We start from the raw sequence: 15,921 nt of genomic DNA, 5'->3' as shown, positions 1-15,921 counted from the left end.
TTATTCAGCCTTTTTTGGGGCGGCCTTTTTGGCCGGGGTGGATGTGGAAGCCGACTCGACGGCTCCGGTTTTTTTCAGTTGCAGACGACCGGCGCTGTGCCAGGCATTGGCCTCGACGTCGAGCAGGTCGAGTTCCTGGCCGACGCTTGACCAATGGCCGCCGCCGGTGGGGAATGGGAGGAGCACGGTGTAGGTTTGGCGTAGTGCCATTTCTGTTTCTCCAGATATGAGAAAGCCCCTTGAGGAAGGGGCTGTTGGGTATTTGACAGGTAAGAAAACGCCCCATCGGTGCGGGGCGTTTATTAGGGTTGCATCGCCAGCCAATCGGGCGCTGGCGGTCGATGGTCGATCAGCGGAAACTCGCCAGTCTCCGGCCAATTGCGCAAGGCGCGTCGGTAGGTCTGCAAGGCTCCGTATTGATCGGAGGTCAGTGTAGTTACGATACCGTCCTCTATTTCGTCGCGATGGCGTGTAACAGCGCCGTCAGTCACTGCGAGCTGCTTGTCTCTCCACGTACGCTCAACAAGCGCAAGCTCATCCAATGAGGGCAACGGCGGATCCTGCAAGGCCGGACGACCATCAGGCCCAAGCACGATGACTTTAGATCCCCTGTCCGACTTAAAAAGCGCCGCGTGTTCATCATCTGTAATCTCAATACCTCCGTTATCAACGCGCTCGAAGGCAAAACGACCATCCTCTTCAATCCATTTAGCGTACATATTTTCCCCCTAGTACCCGATCGCCACCCAATTAAAACCACCCGCTGTCACCGAACCGGCATTGCTGACCACACTCGTGAGATATCCCGTAAAACCCGTACGGGTAGGGTTTCCGACCTGACAAAGTGAAGGGTTTTGTGCTGAAGAGGCACCGCCATAATTGGCTATCACAGCCATGCACGCAGTAGGAAATGCGACGGGAAACGTGACCGACGCTACTCCAGCAGTGCCATTGGTTGAGCCGTGCCCGGTTTTACATAGCCACCCGCTGGGTAAAGCCTGGCTGGAGTCATATCCAAGCGTTGCTGTAAACATCTTGGAATATTTAGTCAATACGGTCCCCGAAACCACCCTCCATCCACCAACATGGGAAACCAATATCATGCTTTCGAAAACATCAATAGGGACTACGGAGAGAACAGATAATCCGATAGATATCAGGTCGTCCGCAAAGGCTCGTAAATTGAAACTTCCTGCACCTGCGGAAATAATGATTGACTGGCCTGATGTTGTCGTTGACAACTTTGGCAACGTGACATCTAAACCAGCTAACCCAGCGGATCCGATAATTAGACATCCTGTATCGTTTACCGTCAGCGCTGTCGATGATGTAATGATCTTGACGCCCGAATAGTTTCCAATTAGGGAGTTAATGGCTGTCGAATCTGCAATCTGGGCGGAACCTGATGCCCACCATCCACTGGTGCCGTCAGTAGTAAGATCCAGCGTGGAACCCGCGGGCATAACCATCGTAGTTTTAATAAGACTGCCCGACTTAATATTGTCTGACCCTGGGCAAAGAATGGTTACTACACCCGCCCCCCGGTTTCGAAGGCTTACTGTTCCGCCTGCACCGCCGCTGTTGGCAGCAGGTAGAGTGATGTTAAACGTCCCAAGGCAGGACACCATAGAACCGAACGCCGTAGAAGCTACCAGCGTCGTATTGGATGTTGCGTTAAGGAATCCTCGATAGTTCCCTTTTGCGCGCTCTACAAATTCGGTAGTGGCCAGCAACTTGCTGCTATCGAAAATCGATGGCGTGTTTGCCGTAGGGTCTACCAGAGCTGGAGAGTTAATCGGCGCAAACCCTTGAGTGATGTTCTGAAACGCCAACGCAGTAGTACCCAGAACAATCCCACCATCCGTTATCAACTGCCAGATCGTATTGGCAAGCGTCGTGCCCTCCTCCACCGAGACAATCAATCCCGAAGTAACCTCGGCGTTCGCATCGGCATCCCTTGCCCGAACCCAAGCGCCGTTCGCGGCAACGTAGATGCCATTGTCTTTCGCCAAGGTCTGGGATTTAACAAGCACCCGATTCCCGGCAACCACGGCAATACCATCAATCGCCTGCGCACCACTCAAAACAATGTTGGCCGTCGTCGCCACCCGTACAGACTGCTTCCTGTCGAGCTTGGCCAGCTCATCAGCGACGTAGCTGGCAACCCAAGCCCGCGTCGCCTTGACCACCGTGTCATCAATCAGCAGCGTCACCAGCTCAGCATTACTGGTCTCGAAAATCGACCGGATATAAAACTCTTTCCCCGAACCCGACGTCGCCAACACCGGCTTGAACGACTCCGGATATTTGACGATCGCATACAGAATCCCGGTATCGGTCCAGATCCCGGCCTCACGCACATACCAGCCGCCCACGTCGGGCGGGATGGTGACTTCAGCGAGCAACCAGCTCGGGTTTTTCTCATCCTGGAACAGCGCATTGAGTGGCCCGCGCCACACTTCGCGTTTGAGCGCCGTGGCGGTTGCGGCCGGGTTGTAAACTTCGCCGCCGCCGTCACCGACGGAAATCTGCGACAGCTTGATCGGTGTGCCCGCCGCCTTGCAGGCGGTTTCGTAGGCGATCCCCGCATCGGTGAGCAGGGTGTAGTAGTCGGCCATTTAGGACCCCTGTGGATAAATAGTGGAGGTTTCGACGGTGTAGAGCGCGGCGGCAATGAAGGCCCGGCCCGAGGCTTCAAGCCCTTCGATGACAATCGGATAAACCGTGGTGAGTTCGCCGCAAAGAGTGGCGGCGCCGATGACGTGACGGCCGAACGCACTCAAGCCGACAGAGACCGTCAAGGTGTCGCGCTCGCTTTTGGCATCGGCCAGACGGCGGTCGAGACGGGCGTCGATGGCTTCGCTGTAGGGCTGTTCGGTAAACGCCCTGACAGAAAAGCTATAGGGTGGGCCGGGGGGCGTTTGCTCATGCCAGGCGCGCACCTCAGGCATCAGTTGCAAACCCTTGGCGGCGTTTTCCAGCGCCTTTCGCGTCCCGGCTTGCCGTGCGGTGGGCCAGGCCAGTTCAACCGTCAGGCGCTTTTCAGCTTCGGGCGCTGAGGAACTCCATTCACTGACCCCGCGATCCGCCGCGAGATAGGGCAGGAACGCCAAAGGCGTGGCTGCCGGATTCATCAACTCGGGAAACGGTGGATCGATGCGTTCGAGCAGCCGGGCGAAACCCAGATCGAGCGCCCTTTCCAGCGGCGAACTGTTGGCCGGCAGCAGGCTTGGGCGAGGTGTGTCGTCACTCATAACGTATCCACCTCGACCTCGACACCCGTGCAGTACGGAGCTTGAAAAGCCGTTGTCACAATCGGCTCGAGCGGTTCGAGAATCTGCAGCTGAACCGCCCCCGCGCTGTGCAGCGTGTAGTCGATCCAACTCGGGTCCACCCGGCCCTCCAAGTGATGACAGGCCTCGGCGTACGCCTGCAGCTGCTGTTGTGCCGCAACCTGGGTCAAGCCCGAATCCGGGCCGGCATTGATCTTCGCCACGACGCGGATTTTGTAGGGTTTGATTTGCGCAGCCTGAACGATGATGTGATCCGTCTCCGGTCGCACATCAGGACGAGCGAAGTGCTGACGAACACCCTCAAGGAGTGTCTCGGACGGTGTGCCATCTCCCTCCCGGGACAGCACCGTGACCGTGACTTCGCCCGACGCGGTGCGGCGTCCATTGCCGTCCTTGACCTGCGCCGCATAGCCATCCGGGTTGAAGGTGTAGGTAACCGTCACGACACCGGCCGAGGCGTTTTCCACCTTCACGACGGGCCGTTCACCCAGGGTAAAAATCTCCCGCCGATACTGCATGCGCGAGCCGGCCGCCGGGGCATGGGGCGCCAGGTAATAGCGCAAGCGGGCGTCATCATCGCTCTCGTAAACCGGAGGGATGGGCGGGAATGCTGCCGGGTCGCCAGGATCGAGCAACTGGCGTTCGAGGCCCATGTCCGCGAGGCGCGCATCGAGGTTGGTCCCCGTGGCCCACCACGCCAGCATCTGCTTGATGCGGGCGTTGTATTTGCGTTCGTGGGTTTGCAGGCGGACGCAGAACGCCTCCAGGGCCAGGGTCAGCAATTCGCTTTCGTTTTCGAGGCTGTCCACCAGCTTCGCCGCGCTGGCGGGAGAGCGTGCGGCGACGTACTCGACCACGAAGGTCTTGAACTCTGCGAGCAAGTCTTCGAACGCTTCGACAGTGACGATTGCCGGTTCGGCCAATTGGTTCTGGCCGGGTATCAACATGCTCATGTCACCACCTCGAAAGTCTGTTTGCGGTTTTTCCAGGTGCCGGCGAAGCGCAACAACAAACCGGCACCCTGTCGGCTGGCGACAATGACCTGCGGCTCGAAGTCTCCAATGCCGTTGTCCGGGTTGTAGAACGCTTGGGCCGCGTGGCTCTGGGCAAGGATCAGCAGGTCATCGCCGAGGTTCTGCCCGAGCAATTGCGTGAGGGCGCAGCCATACAGAGGGCGCTTCTGGCGAGTGCCCAACGGCGTGGTCAATGCACGAGTGGCGCGCTGCACGAACTGCAGCCAGTCGTCGACCGTGGCGCCGGTATTTCGATCGATTCCAATCATGAGGAAATCTCTTATGCGGTACTGATGACGCGCCCCTGGTGATCCACCACCGGGCCGCTCAGGTGCACACCGGACGCGTCGAGCCGTATGCCGACGGCGCCCAGTTGCAATTCGATGGCCTGCGGCGTCATCGCCAGCCTCGCCGGGCCAATGCTTAAGTCGATGGACTCACGGGAACCGGTGAATGCCGTCGGGCCGTTTTGCCAGTGCAGGACATGGCTGGCGTGGTCGTAGCCGTTTTCCGTGCCGTCCTGATAGCGGCGGCGCGTCAGTGATGCCTGTGTGGAGACGGGCGGGAATTGACCGCCGTTGAGACCGAACAACGCCACTGACTGCCCACCGCTCTCACCGCCGCCATGGTTCAGCAGCAAGCACTGCTCGCCCACGGAGGGAATCCGCGACTCGCTCTGTTCGCCAGCGCTGGGATTGAAAAAACGGATCGCGGGGGTCAGCAATTCGCCATGGCTGACCTTGCAGGTGTTGCTGGCCGCGTCGACTTCCTGACAAACGCCGATGCGACAGAAACTGTCGGCGCGCCGATGCAGGTCTTCCAGCTCGGTTTCCATCTCGGCCAGACGCTCGATGAGCGGCCCCAGATGCATCCGTAATAGCGCATCAAACATGGGTCAGCCCTCAAGTGCGGTGTATTGAGCCGGGTCATCGATGTTCGAGACTTCCCAGGTCCGGGCAAATTTCGGGATGCCCAACGGGTCCTCCAGCAGCGTCGGGCCGAGGTACAGGGTTTGAGTGAAGGAAAGGGTCCAGGCGGTGTATGCCCGGGCTTCGTGGGTGAACGTGGATGCAAGGCCATCGATCTCCGTGGGCAGATCACATTGATCGCCCGACAGCCCCCAGCGGTTATCCACCACCAGATGTTTCAGCTCACCGGCGAGATCGCACGCCTCCCATCCCGCAACGGCCATGACCACTTGCAGGGAAACCGTCAGGACATGGGCGATACGTCCGTCGTTGGCGCGGTTGCCTGACGCATCACGTTCGAGGGCAATCAGCACCCAGGGTTGGTCGTCGGTGCCATCGAACTCCTGGGGGCTGCCGATTTTCAAAGTGGGATAAGTGGCGCGTAGCGTCTGGGCAATGGCAGAGAACAACTGCGACGGTTTTTCGATGATGGCAGGCATTGATCGCCTCCTTTTGTAGAGCAACGCGCAGATCAGCAATGTCGATTTAACGTTGGTCGGGCGGAAGGTCTCGCGGTGGCACTTCGCAGACGCCAATCCGCTTGGCAACCCATCGTTCATAAAGTCCGATGGCCACATCGGCACCGGCCATGGCAGTCAGGCAACCCAGGGCGCAAGCACTCCAGATCGACATGCCGAGGGCATACAACAGCATGGTTGCCGAGACCCCGCAGACCACGCAGGCACCAGAGCGCAGAACCACGCGGCGCAGCAACGGCCAGCCACGGGCGCCCTCCTTGTCGGCGCGCCACATCTCGCCGGACACCCCACCCACCAAGGCGAGCACAATGACCAGCCAGATCGGCATGTCCAGCAACGCTTGTTGCTCGTTTGTCATGTCACGCCTCCTGGGGGTGATGGATGAGTGTTTGGAAGACAATGCAAAAAACCCGGCACTGAACCGAGCTTTTCAAACAGACACTCCGTTCAGGGCAGCTCTGGCCAAACAATGCTCAGTGGAAAACCGGGTTGTTTGTTGACCTGAGTGAAGGCGATGCAATACTCCTTGAAGGCAATCAAGTAAGCCTGCTCGGCAGCACTAGCGACGCCCAGATCGACTTTGAATTGCAATCCCGAAGACGCCACGCGGGTCATGATGCTGTCGAGCCGCCTGGCTTTTTCATTACGCATCTGCTCTGCAAGAGCAGTCTGTGGCCAAGGGAAACCGGAGTTAAACGACCAGACCCCATCAGTGTTGACTGCGATGTAGTCATAATCGACCTCCGCGCTGGAACTGCCGGTAACGTCAATCCAAAGTTGGTCTGCTGGGAATTCCTCAGAGATCGGATTGACGGTTTCGTAGATGTTGTCGACTTTACCGTCCACAACCCGTGCGTATTTTTTCATGCTCATATCCTTATTTATTGCCGGCTCTGCGGCGTTCTTCGATCTGCCTGCTTCAGGTAGGCATTCCAAAAAGCCCGGCAACTGACCGGGCTTTTCAGTAATGCGGTCCTTCGCCTTCCCTGGCCGATGGCCAGAAGGAAGTTGATCTTTCGGCGCGACTGGCGCGGTACGGATCCATTCAAATTGTTTTTCCGACCGCGGTCCCTGCCCGCCGGATAACTGCTTCTGGTGCTTTACGCTGCACACCCGGGTCAGTTGCCAACCCTCTGAACCGTTAAGGCCGGTTCATCGCTGCCTGTTGGTGGAACTAAAGAGCTTCGTTGCCAGCCGCTTTGTCGAGCGGCTTGGACACAGAATATGCATGGATGCATATACAGTCAATGCGTAAATGCATTTATTTATGCGCGATGAATGCATAGACGCATAAAGCCCAGCAAACACAGGGGTCAGGGGATTTTCACAGGCGTAAAAAAACCCGCACGATGGCGGGTTTTATCTGACAGCGGAGGGGTTAACGGGCGTACATGCCCCACCAGAAGACGTGGCCGAGGATGACGATTTGCTCATCCTGCATGTCCTGGAAGGTGTAGTCCTCATCCGGATGCTCGTCGCGGTTGAAGCTGCGCAGACGGATGCCGGTGGGCAGACGGTAAAGCTGCTTCACCCGCAGTTGACCGTTGTGGTTGATGGCATAGAGGTCGCCGTCGACGATGTCGCCGATCCCGCACTTGCCTGCGTTCACCCCGACCGTTGCGCCATCGCGCAGCACCGGCAACATGCTGTTGCCGCGTACCGTCACGCATTTGGCCTGATCGAACTGCACGCCGTTATGACGCAGGCTGCGCTTGCCAAAGCGCAGGCTTGAGCGCTCGCTCTCCTCGATGACGAATCTTCCTGATCCAGCAGCCAATTCAACCTCACGCAGAAAAGGGACCGACACCTCGTCTTCTTCGACGGGAGTGTCGTCATCCCACAGGCTTATGTCCTTGAGTTCGGAATGCGGCTCGTCGCGGCGCGGATGGCCGGCAGACGCAATGTCCGCGCGCCCGCGCAACTGATCGGTACTCACGGCAAAGTATTCGGCGATCTTCGAGATGTGTTTATCCGAAGGGTCGACAATCTTGCCGCTGAGAATCCGCGACAGGGTTGACTGAGGCACGCCGGTACGACGGTGAAGCTCCGTGGGGGAGATCCCGTGCTGATCGAGCAGTGCCCTTAATACGGTAGAAACGTTGCGTTTTTGCATAACGCGCATGATGCGGGTTCTTTTTGCAGAAGACAAATGCTGTTTTGCATAAGTGTGCATATCGATGGTGAAGTGTTTCCGTCCAACATCAATGCAAGCTGACCCAGCGCTATCGCGAGCAGGCTCGCTCCCACAGGGGATTTGGGGTGTATGCGAGGTCTGTGAACGACTCGGTAAAACTGTGGGAGCGAGCCTGCTCGCGATGACGGCGGCACATTCAACACCGATGCAGACGGCCCTAACGCGCTGGGCTGGTGTCAGCTATTGTCAGCGCTTGGAAACCCCCTACAACCTCGTGGGAAACCGCCCGATCTGCGTCCTTCAAATTTGCGAGGCCGGGCTACGTCGCCTTGCGCCTCTGCCTACAACTGCGCCAGAATCCGCCGGCTTGTCCACCTTGGATCCAATTAGTACTTTTGATCCCGTCACTGCCCATCAGTGATCGGGTTTAGTCGCTCGGTATTCCAAGGTGCTCATTGCTCCATTCAGTCAGGTATCCCCATTCCTGCACTTGATGGTGGCTGTGCGCAGGGCGCCCTCGGGCGCGCCGGTTCCTTGGATCCCCGGTCGACTAACCTGCGTACAGCTGCCCCCCCCTCGTTTAGTCGCGAGTGAGTGGTGGCTCAACTTCAAGGATCCATAGAATGCCGAAGAACACACCGAATCCCCCAGACAATCACACCTCCCGCCCCCAGTCGGCCAACGCCAAGAAACTCGACGAAGCCGCCACCCGCGCTCTGGACTACTACCTCAAGCCGCCAGCCGACAAAGAAACATCCGACACACTCGATACCCTTTACGTCATCGCTCCGAACATCGACGCCGAGTGCCTGCTCGCCAACCTCAGCGAAACCCTGGCCTCGGCCAACGCCATGGTCAGTGATCTGGCATTCGACCTGAAGGGCTCGCGGCGGCATATCGCGCTAGGGGTCCAGCAGATGATCGAACTGGGGCAGTTGCTGGCGAATCGGGCGCTGGATGTGGTTGAGCCGAGGTAGGCATTCATGATGCAAGCCGAGACCTAAGAGAAGCCCGAGTAATCACTGTGGGAGCGAGCTTGCTCGCGATAGCTGTAGTCCTGTCACAACTAAGTTGTATTGGCAGCCGTCATCGCGAGCAAGCTCGCTCCCACAATTGGATCGGCGTACAGCCAGAGCACCAGGCCGGCTGTCAGACCGCCTTCGCGAGCAGGCTCGCTCCCACAGGAGAAACGCGAACCCACCAAGAACCAGGCCGGCTGTCAGGCCGCCTCGCGGTGGACGTTGATCTCGGCGCCCCGTTAACCACGATGGCCGAACGCAGGTATTGCGTAGTGGGTATCCCGGCATGGATGCCGGGATAGCCGCGCTGGACCATGGATGGTCCTTCGCGGCGGGCCCACGGAGCAATGCCGGAGTGAGGGCACACCGAGCCTAGGCGAGGTGCCAAGTGGTGGGGCAAAAGCGTTTTGCTTACTTTTGCGCTTCTCAAAAGTGAGCCGCCGTAAGGGCGGAACCATAAGCAGCCGTTACCGCAGCAACGGATATACATACGATCCCAACAACACTCATCCCTGGGTCCCCCCCGACCGCCCATGTTAACCTTGCGCCCATCGCGGAAAAGCCGGGCCAATGCCCCTCCTTTTGCCCCACACCTTTCAACGAGCCTCCCTGACACCCATGAATACAGCCGTAAACGACCTCTCCAGCCACACGCCAATGATGCAGCAATACTGGCGCCTGAAGAATCAGCACCCCGATCAGCTGATGTTCTACCGCATGGGCGACTTCTACGAGATCTTCTACGAGGACGCGAAGAAAGCCGCCAAGCTATTGGACATCACCCTGACGGCGCGTGGGCAATCGGCGGGCATGGCGATTCCGATGTGTGGGATTCCTTACCACGCGGCGGAAGGTTACCTGGCGAAGCTGGTCAAGCTGGGCGAGTCGGTGGTGATCTGCGAGCAGGTCGGCGACCCGGCCACCAGTAAAGGGCCGGTGGAACGCCAAGTCGTACGGATCATCACGCCGGGTACGGTCAGTGATGAAGCCTTGCTGGATGAACGCCGGGACAACCTGATCGCCGCCGTGCTGGGCGATGAGCGCCTGTTCGGCCTGGCGGTGCTGGACATCACCAGCGGCAATTTCTCGGTGCTAGAGATCAAGGGCTGGGAAAACCTGCTGGCGGAGCTGGAGCGGGTCAACCCGGTGGAACTGCTGATCCCGGATGACTGGCCCAAAGACCTGCCGGCGGAAAAACGCCGTGGCGTTCGGCGCCGGGCGCCGTGGGACTTTGAGCGCGACTCGGCGCTGAAAAGTCTCTGCCAGCAGTTCTCCACTCAGGACCTTAAAGGCTTCGGTTGCGAAAACCTGACCCTGGCCATTGGCGCTGCCGGCTGCCTGCTGGCTTACGCCAAGGAAACCCAGCGCACCGCCCTGCCCCACTTGCGCAGCCTGCGTCATGAGCGCCTGGATGACACCGTGGTGCTGGACGGTGCGAGCCGACGCAACCTGGAACTGGACACCAACCTGGCCGGCGGGCGCGACAACACCCTGCAATCGGTGGTCGATCGCTGCCAGACCGCCATGGGCAGCCGCCTGCTGACCCGTTGGCTGAACCGTCCGCTGCGAGACCTGACGGTGCTGCTGGCGCGTCAGAGCTCCATTACCTGCCTGCTGGATCGTTATCGCTTCGAGCAGTTGCAACCGCAGCTCAAGGAAATCGGGGACATCGAGCGGATCCTGGCGCGTATCGGCCTGCGCAACGCCCGCCCCCGTGACCTAGCGCGCCTGCGCGATGCCCTCGGCGCCCTGCCCGAGCTTCAGGTGGCGATGACCGACCTGGAAGCACCGCACCTGCAACAACTGGCGCGCACCACCAGCACTTACCCGGAGCTGGCTGCGCTGCTGGAAAAGGCCATTATCGACAACCCGCCGGCGGTGATCCGTGACGGCGGCGTGCTGAAAACCGGCTACGACGCAGAACTCGACGAGTTGCAATCGCTGAGCGAGAACGCCGGTCAGTTCCTGATCGACCTCGAAGCCCGGGAAAAAGCCCGTACCGGCCTGGCCAACCTCAAGGTCGGTTACAACCGTATCCACGGTTACTTCATCGAATTGCCGAGCAAACAGGCCGAACAGGCGCCGGCTGACTACATTCGTCGCCAGACGCTCAAAGGCGCCGAGCGTTTCATCACCCCGGAACTCAAGGCGTTCGAAGACAAGGCGTTGTCGGCCAAGAGCCGTGCCCTGGCCCGGGAAAAGATGCTCTATGAGGCGCTGCTCGAAGACTTGATCAGCCAACTGCCGCCGCTGCAGGACACCGCCGGCGCCTTGGCGGAGCTGGACGTGCTGAGCAACCTGGCCGAACGCGCGCTGAACCTGGACCTCAACTGCCCGCGGTTTGTCAGCGAGCCGTGCATGCGCATCACCCAGGGTCGTCACCCGGTGGTTGAGCAGGTATTGACCACGCCGTTCGTGGCCAACGACCTGAGCCTGGATGACAACACCCGCATGCTGGTGATCACCGGTCCGAACATGGGCGGTAAATCCACCTACATGCGTCAGACCGCCTTGATCGTGCTGCTGGCCCACATTGGCAGTTTCGTGCCGGCAGCCAGTTGCGAATTGTCCCTGGTGGACCGGATCTTTACCCGCATCGGTTCCAGCGATGACCTGGCCGGCGGGCGTTCGACCTTCATGGTGGAAATGAGCGAAACCGCGAACATCCTGCACAACGCCACCGAACGCAGCCTGGTGCTGATGGACGAGGTCGGACGCGGCACCAGCACCTTCGACGGCCTGTCCCTGGCTTGGGCAGCGGCCGAACGGCTGGCGCACCTGCGGGCGTACACCCTGTTTGCCACCCACTATTTCGAACTCACCGTACTGCCGGAAAGCCAGCCGCTGGTGGCTAACGTGCATCTCAATGCCACCGAGCACAACGAGCGCATCGTGTTCCTGCACCATGTACTGCCCGGCCCGGCCAGCCAGAGCTACGGCCTGGCGGTAGCGCAACTGGCCGGCGTACCCAGCGAAGTGATCAGCCGTGCGCGCGAGCACCTGAGCCGTCTGGAAACCACCAGCCTGCCCCACGAAACACCGCGTCCGAGCAAAGGCAAACCGGCGGCTCCGCAGCAGAGCGACCTGTTCGCCAGCCTGCCGCATCCGGTGCTTGATGAACTGGCCAAAGTGGATCTGGACGACCTGACGCCACGTCGGGCACTTGAATTGCTTTATTCATTGAAGACACGGATCTAACGCACTGGCGTTCAAGCTGGTAGAATCTCGCGCGGTTTGGGATGCTGCGGACTATTAGCCTGGTCCGCAGACTATCGCTCCCGAACCTGGCGAGCCCACCGTGAAGGGGTTCCGCTGCCGCCGCCTGAGGAGAGAATTAGAAATGACCTTCGTCGTCACCGACAACTGCATCAAGTGCAAGTACACCGACTGCGTAGAAGTCTGTCCGGTGGACTGCTTTTACGAAGGGCCGAACTTCCTGGTCATTCACCCGGACGAGTGCATCGATTGCGCCCTGTGTGAACCGGAATGCCCGGCGACTGCCATCTTCTCGGAAGACGAAGTGCCGGCCGGCATGGAGAACTTCATCGAGCTGAACGCCGAACTGGCGGACATCTGGCCAAATATCACCGAAAAGAAAGACAAGCTGCCAGAAGCCGATGAGTGGGATGGCAAGCCAGACAAGCTCAAAGAACTCGAACGCTGATATCACCCCTGCGCTCGTTGAAAAAGGCCCCTTGCGGGCCTTTTTGTTTTCTCGGATTCAATAAATCGCAGGCAAAAAAAAGGGGCGGTTTGACCCGCCCACATTTTTTCCCTAATCCCTTTGATCCTTTTCATCGTCCTGATGAATCGCATCCTGCGATGTCCTTCCTTCCCCATCGTCCGTGACAGGTGTGTCTGTCCGTCGACACAGGACTGATATTAGTATTTTCCCCAGCGAGTGCAATTGGCCAAACGCCGTCGCCGTGCCTCGTCACAGGACTGAAATACATAAAAATATAGCTATATATCAACAACATACGAAAAATACGACGGCCTTTATAGTCGTCTATCCCTTCGACGGGAAACCAAACGCTTACGCAACACTAGGCAAAAGCTTACACGCCAAGCCGGCAAACAGAGTAAGCGCTGCAACAGCCGCCAAAGAAACGAAAAAGCCCCGAACCAGTCGGGGCTTTTCTTATTACGCGTGCGTTCCCGTTATTGGAACAACGACTCGCTCGACAGGCCGTTCTTCTCCAGGATCTCCCGAAGACGTTTAAGGCCTTCGACCTGAATCTGCCTGACCCGCTCACGGGTCAGCCCAATTTCCAGGCCCACATCTTCAAGGGTGCTGCTTTCATGACCGCGCAAGCCGAAGCGGCGAATCACCACTTCCCGTTGCTTGTCCGTGAGCTCCGAGAGCCACTGGTCGATGCTCTGGGACAAGTCATCGTCCTGGAGCAGTTCGCACGGGTCGGTAGGTCGGTCATCGGTGAGCGTGTCCAGCAGGGTCTTATCCGAGTCCGGCCCCAGCGAGACGTCAACCGAAGAAACCCGCTCGTTGAGCCCAAGCATGCGCTTGACCTCGCCCACCGGTTTTTCCAGCAGGTTGGCGATCTCTTCGGGTGAGGGTTCGTGGTCGAGCTTTTGGGTGAGTTCACGGGCAGCCCGCAGGTAGACGTTCAGCTCCTTGACCACATGGATCGGCAACCGGATGGTCCGGGTCTGATTCATGATCGCCCGTTCGATGGTTTGACGAATCCACCAGGTCGCGTAGGTCGAGAAACGGAAGCCTCGCTCGGGGTCGAATTTCTCGACAGCGCGAATCAGCCCCAGGTTACCCTCTTCGATCAGGTCCAGCAGCGATAGGCCACGATTGACGTAGCGTCGGGCGATTTTCACCACCAGGCGCAGGTTGCTTTCAATCATGCGTTTTCGCCCGGCCGGGTCGCCACTTTGCGACAGACGCGCAAAATGAACTTCTTCCTCGGGGGAGAGCAGCGGCGAGAAGCCGATTTCGTTGAGGTACAGCTGAGTGGCGTCCAGCGCCCGTGTGTAATCGATGTACTTATGTTGTTTAAGCGAAGCGGAGTGTCTGGATTTGGCACGAACGGAAGGTGGAGTCGCCCCTTCATCATTCGACATCGAATCCATAGCGATGCCGGTCTCCATAAGGAGAACCTCATCGTCGATGTCAAACTCCGGCACTTCTTTACTGAGAGCCATTGTTATAGTCCTTTGGTGAGTTCGACCTCAAGCTCAAGCGACGCCTTTATCCTTGGCAACGCTGGAGCCTGTTCCCTCTACGTGACGGAACAGGCTGACAATCAAATCAACGACGTGGCAGGAATTGCAGCGGATCGACTGGCTTACCTTGTCGGCGAATCTCAAAATGCAGTTTCACCCGGTCCGTTCCCGTTGATCCCATTTCGGCAATTTTTTGCCCGACCTTGACCTGCTGCCCCTCCCGAACCAACAGCCTGCGGTTGTGACCGTAGGCACTGACGTAGGTATCGCTGTGTTTGATGATCACGAGTTCGCCGTAGCCCCTTAAACCACTCCCGGCGTACACAACCGTGCCATCAGACGCGGCTAAAACAGGCTGTCCCAAATCCCCGGCGATATCAATTCCTTTATTCAAACTACCGTTTGAAGAGAATTTTCCAATAAGAACGCCATTAGAAGGCCATCCCCAGCCGCTCGGGCTGGGGCCTGGCGCGGGGGTAGGAGCAGGTGTCGGTTTGCTCGCGACGGACGGTACTGTTGCCGTTGCGGCACCGACCGGACGTTGAATCACCGTGGTTCTACTCGACGACGAAGCCGTCGAACCGGACTGAGTCACCACCGCGGTAGGCGTTGAACCACTGCGCCCATCAAAGCGAATTCTCTGACCCGGATGAATCGTATAGGGCGCAGGAATGTTGTTTCGCGCTGCGAGGGCTTTGTAGTCCCAGCCATAGCGAAAAGCGATGGAAAACAGCGTATCACCGCGACGGACTACATACTGACCGGTCGTTACTGTAGGACGTTGAGGCGTTGCGTTGGTGCGATCGACAACCCGGACGTTACCCGACGGGGTACTGGAGCAACCGACCAGCAAGGTACTCAAGACAAGGCCAGTCACCAGGCGCTGAAAGCTCGTGATACCCATACGCTGCGCAATGACTGTGAGACTCACCCGCCGCTCCCTTTGTGGTGGTTGAAAAATTGGAAACTGCCTGTGCAGGCAACGGTATTACAAATACAGCTGGCCGCAACCCCACCTCTATTAATGAAGCGCGAGGCGCTGCCGCACACGTTTGCTCGACGCCGTTGCAATCCGTTTAACCAATCAACGGTTAATTGATCAGCGCCGGTGTAAGACACAACCCACGCCACGGAATTCAGCGTCTGTTTATAAATGCTCAGGCCAATGGCCCGTTAAGCAACGGAACAAACCGAACCGCCCCCAGCACGTGACGTGAAAAACCCTGTTCTTCGCGCACGATCAGCATCAACTGCTGGACTTCACCAGCCCCCACCGGAATGACCAGCCGGCCGCCGGGGGCCAGTTGATCCAGCAAGGCCTGGGGCACATCAGTGGCAACGGCGGTCACGATGATGCCGTTATAAGGTGCCAGGGCCGGCCAGCCTTCCCAGCCATCACCCCAGCGAAACACCACATTGCGCAGGTTCAGTTCCACCAGGCGTTCCTTGGCGCGATCCTGCAGCACCTTGATCCGCTCCACGGAAAATACCCGCTCCACCAGCTGCGACAACACCGCCGTCTGGTAACCCGAACCGGTGCCAATCTCCAGCACCTTGTCCAGCGGGCCCGCCTCCAGCAGCAACTCGCTCATGCGGGCCACCATATAAGGCTGGGAAATGGTCTGGTTGTGGCCGATCGGCAATGCGGTGTCTTCGTAGGCGCGATGGGCCAAGGCTTCATCGACGAACAAATGCCGTGGGGTACGGCGAATCACTTCCAGCACCTGGGCGTTGGAAAGGCCTTCTTCATACAGCCGTTGAATCAGGCGCTCCCGGGTACGCTGGGAGGTCATGCCGATTCCGCGGCGCAGTATATCGTCTTGCT

17 protein-coding genes are annotated in these 15,921 nt (G+C 58.7%); 3 read left to right on the top strand and 14 right to left on the bottom strand.

Features of this window, described 5'->3' with window-relative positions; translation table 11 throughout:
• From PSH91_RS05745 to PSH91_RS05695, 11 genes are all read right to left on the bottom strand, one after another.
• On the bottom strand, nucleotides 1–210 hold the full coding sequence (locus tag PSH91_RS05745; protein ID WP_305467562.1) for a hypothetical protein: 210 nt from the start codon (nucleotides 208–210) through the stop codon (nucleotides 1–3).
• A 92-nt stretch (nucleotides 211–302) separates the two neighbouring features.
• A complete protein-coding gene (locus tag PSH91_RS05740) occupies nucleotides 303–719 on the bottom strand; it encodes a phage tail protein (RefSeq protein WP_305467560.1) in 417 nt (138 codons plus the stop codon).
• A 9-nt stretch (nucleotides 720–728) separates the two neighbouring features.
• Nucleotides 729–2,618, bottom strand: coding sequence for a phage tail protein (locus PSH91_RS05735; RefSeq protein WP_305467558.1), 1,890 nt, complete (start codon nucleotides 2,616–2,618; stop codon nucleotides 729–731).
• A complete protein-coding gene (locus tag PSH91_RS05730; RefSeq protein WP_305467557.1) occupies nucleotides 2,619–3,254 on the bottom strand; it encodes a phage tail protein I in 636 nt (211 codons plus the stop codon).
• A complete protein-coding gene (locus tag PSH91_RS05725; RefSeq protein ID WP_160891660.1) occupies nucleotides 3,251–4,246 on the bottom strand; it encodes a baseplate J/gp47 family protein in 996 nt (331 codons plus the stop codon). The genes PSH91_RS05730 and PSH91_RS05725 overlap by 4 nt, the downstream gene beginning before the upstream one ends.
• A complete protein-coding gene (locus PSH91_RS05720) occupies nucleotides 4,243–4,575 on the bottom strand; it encodes a phage baseplate protein (protein WP_076386161.1) in 333 nt (110 codons plus the stop codon). The genes PSH91_RS05725 and PSH91_RS05720 overlap by 4 nt, the downstream gene beginning before the upstream one ends.
• A gap of 11 nt (nucleotides 4,576–4,586) precedes the next feature.
• Nucleotides 4,587–5,198: a phage baseplate assembly protein V gene (locus tag PSH91_RS05715; protein ID WP_076386163.1), complete on the bottom strand. Its 612-nt coding sequence runs from the start codon at nucleotides 5,196–5,198 to the stop codon at nucleotides 4,587–4,589.
• A gap of 3 nt (nucleotides 5,199–5,201) precedes the next feature.
• Nucleotides 5,202–5,714, bottom strand: coding sequence for a hypothetical protein (locus PSH91_RS05710; RefSeq protein WP_305467555.1), 513 nt, complete (start codon nucleotides 5,712–5,714; stop codon nucleotides 5,202–5,204).
• A 46-nt stretch (nucleotides 5,715–5,760) separates the two neighbouring features.
• Nucleotides 5,761–6,111, bottom strand: coding sequence for a phage holin family protein (locus PSH91_RS05705; protein ID WP_305467553.1), 351 nt, complete (start codon nucleotides 6,109–6,111; stop codon nucleotides 5,761–5,763).
• 89 nt (nucleotides 6,112–6,200) lie between these two features.
• Nucleotides 6,201–6,620: a tail fiber assembly protein gene (locus tag PSH91_RS05700; RefSeq protein WP_305467552.1), complete on the bottom strand. Its 420-nt coding sequence runs from the start codon at nucleotides 6,618–6,620 to the stop codon at nucleotides 6,201–6,203.
• 511 nt (nucleotides 6,621–7,131) lie between these two features.
• Nucleotides 7,132–7,866 carry an XRE family transcriptional regulator gene (locus PSH91_RS05695; protein ID WP_047230040.1) on the bottom strand — a complete coding sequence of 245 codons (735 nt, stop codon included), beginning with the start codon at nucleotides 7,864–7,866 and terminating at the stop codon, nucleotides 7,132–7,134.
• A 644-nt stretch (nucleotides 7,867–8,510) separates the two neighbouring features.
• Between PSH91_RS05695 and PSH91_RS05690 the strand changes: the two genes are divergently transcribed.
• The 3 genes from PSH91_RS05690 to fdxA all read left to right on the top strand — a co-directional run bounded on the left by PSH91_RS05690 (nucleotide 8,511) and on the right by fdxA (nucleotide 12,570).
• The gene (locus tag PSH91_RS05690; protein WP_305467550.1) at nucleotides 8,511–8,864 is read left to right on the top strand and encodes a DUF6124 family protein; all 354 of its coding nucleotides are present in this window, start codon (nucleotides 8,511–8,513) and stop codon (nucleotides 8,862–8,864) included.
• A gap of 660 nt (nucleotides 8,865–9,524) precedes the next feature.
• On the top strand, nucleotides 9,525–12,104 hold the full coding sequence (mutS, locus tag PSH91_RS05685) for a DNA mismatch repair protein MutS (RefSeq protein ID WP_076386171.1): 2,580 nt from the start codon (nucleotides 9,525–9,527) through the stop codon (nucleotides 12,102–12,104).
• A 142-nt stretch (nucleotides 12,105–12,246) separates the two neighbouring features.
• Nucleotides 12,247–12,570 (top strand): ferredoxin FdxA, encoded by a 324-nt coding sequence (fdxA, locus tag PSH91_RS05680; RefSeq protein ID WP_047227589.1) that lies wholly within the window; start codon nucleotides 12,247–12,249, stop codon nucleotides 12,568–12,570.
• Nucleotides 12,571–13,067: 497 nt separating this feature from the next.
• On the opposite strand, the gene rpoS is transcribed toward fdxA, so the two are convergent.
• The 3 genes from rpoS to PSH91_RS05665 form a co-directional block, all read right to left on the bottom strand.
• Entirely contained in the window at nucleotides 13,068–14,075 is a 1,008-nt protein-coding gene (rpoS, locus tag PSH91_RS05675; RefSeq protein WP_047227588.1) for an RNA polymerase sigma factor RpoS, read from the bottom strand.
• A 106-nt stretch (nucleotides 14,076–14,181) separates the two neighbouring features.
• Nucleotides 14,182–15,027 (bottom strand): peptidoglycan DD-metalloendopeptidase family protein, encoded by an 846-nt coding sequence (locus PSH91_RS05670; RefSeq protein WP_047227587.1) that lies wholly within the window; start codon nucleotides 15,025–15,027, stop codon nucleotides 14,182–14,184.
• A 226-nt stretch (nucleotides 15,028–15,253) separates the two neighbouring features.
• A complete protein-coding gene (locus PSH91_RS05665) occupies nucleotides 15,254–15,889 on the bottom strand; it encodes a protein-L-isoaspartate(D-aspartate) O-methyltransferase (protein ID WP_171061419.1) in 636 nt (211 codons plus the stop codon).
• Nucleotides 15,890–15,921 lie beyond the last annotated feature (32 nt).

The sequence above is a fragment of the Pseudomonas sp. FP1154 genome (genome assembly GCF_030687245.1).
GTDB classification, from domain to species: domain Bacteria; phylum Pseudomonadota; class Gammaproteobacteria; order Pseudomonadales; family Pseudomonadaceae; genus Aquipseudomonas; species Aquipseudomonas rhizophila.
The sequence above is the reverse complement of the archived record's forward strand: the minus strand, read 5'-3'. Positions and strand labels throughout refer to the sequence as shown.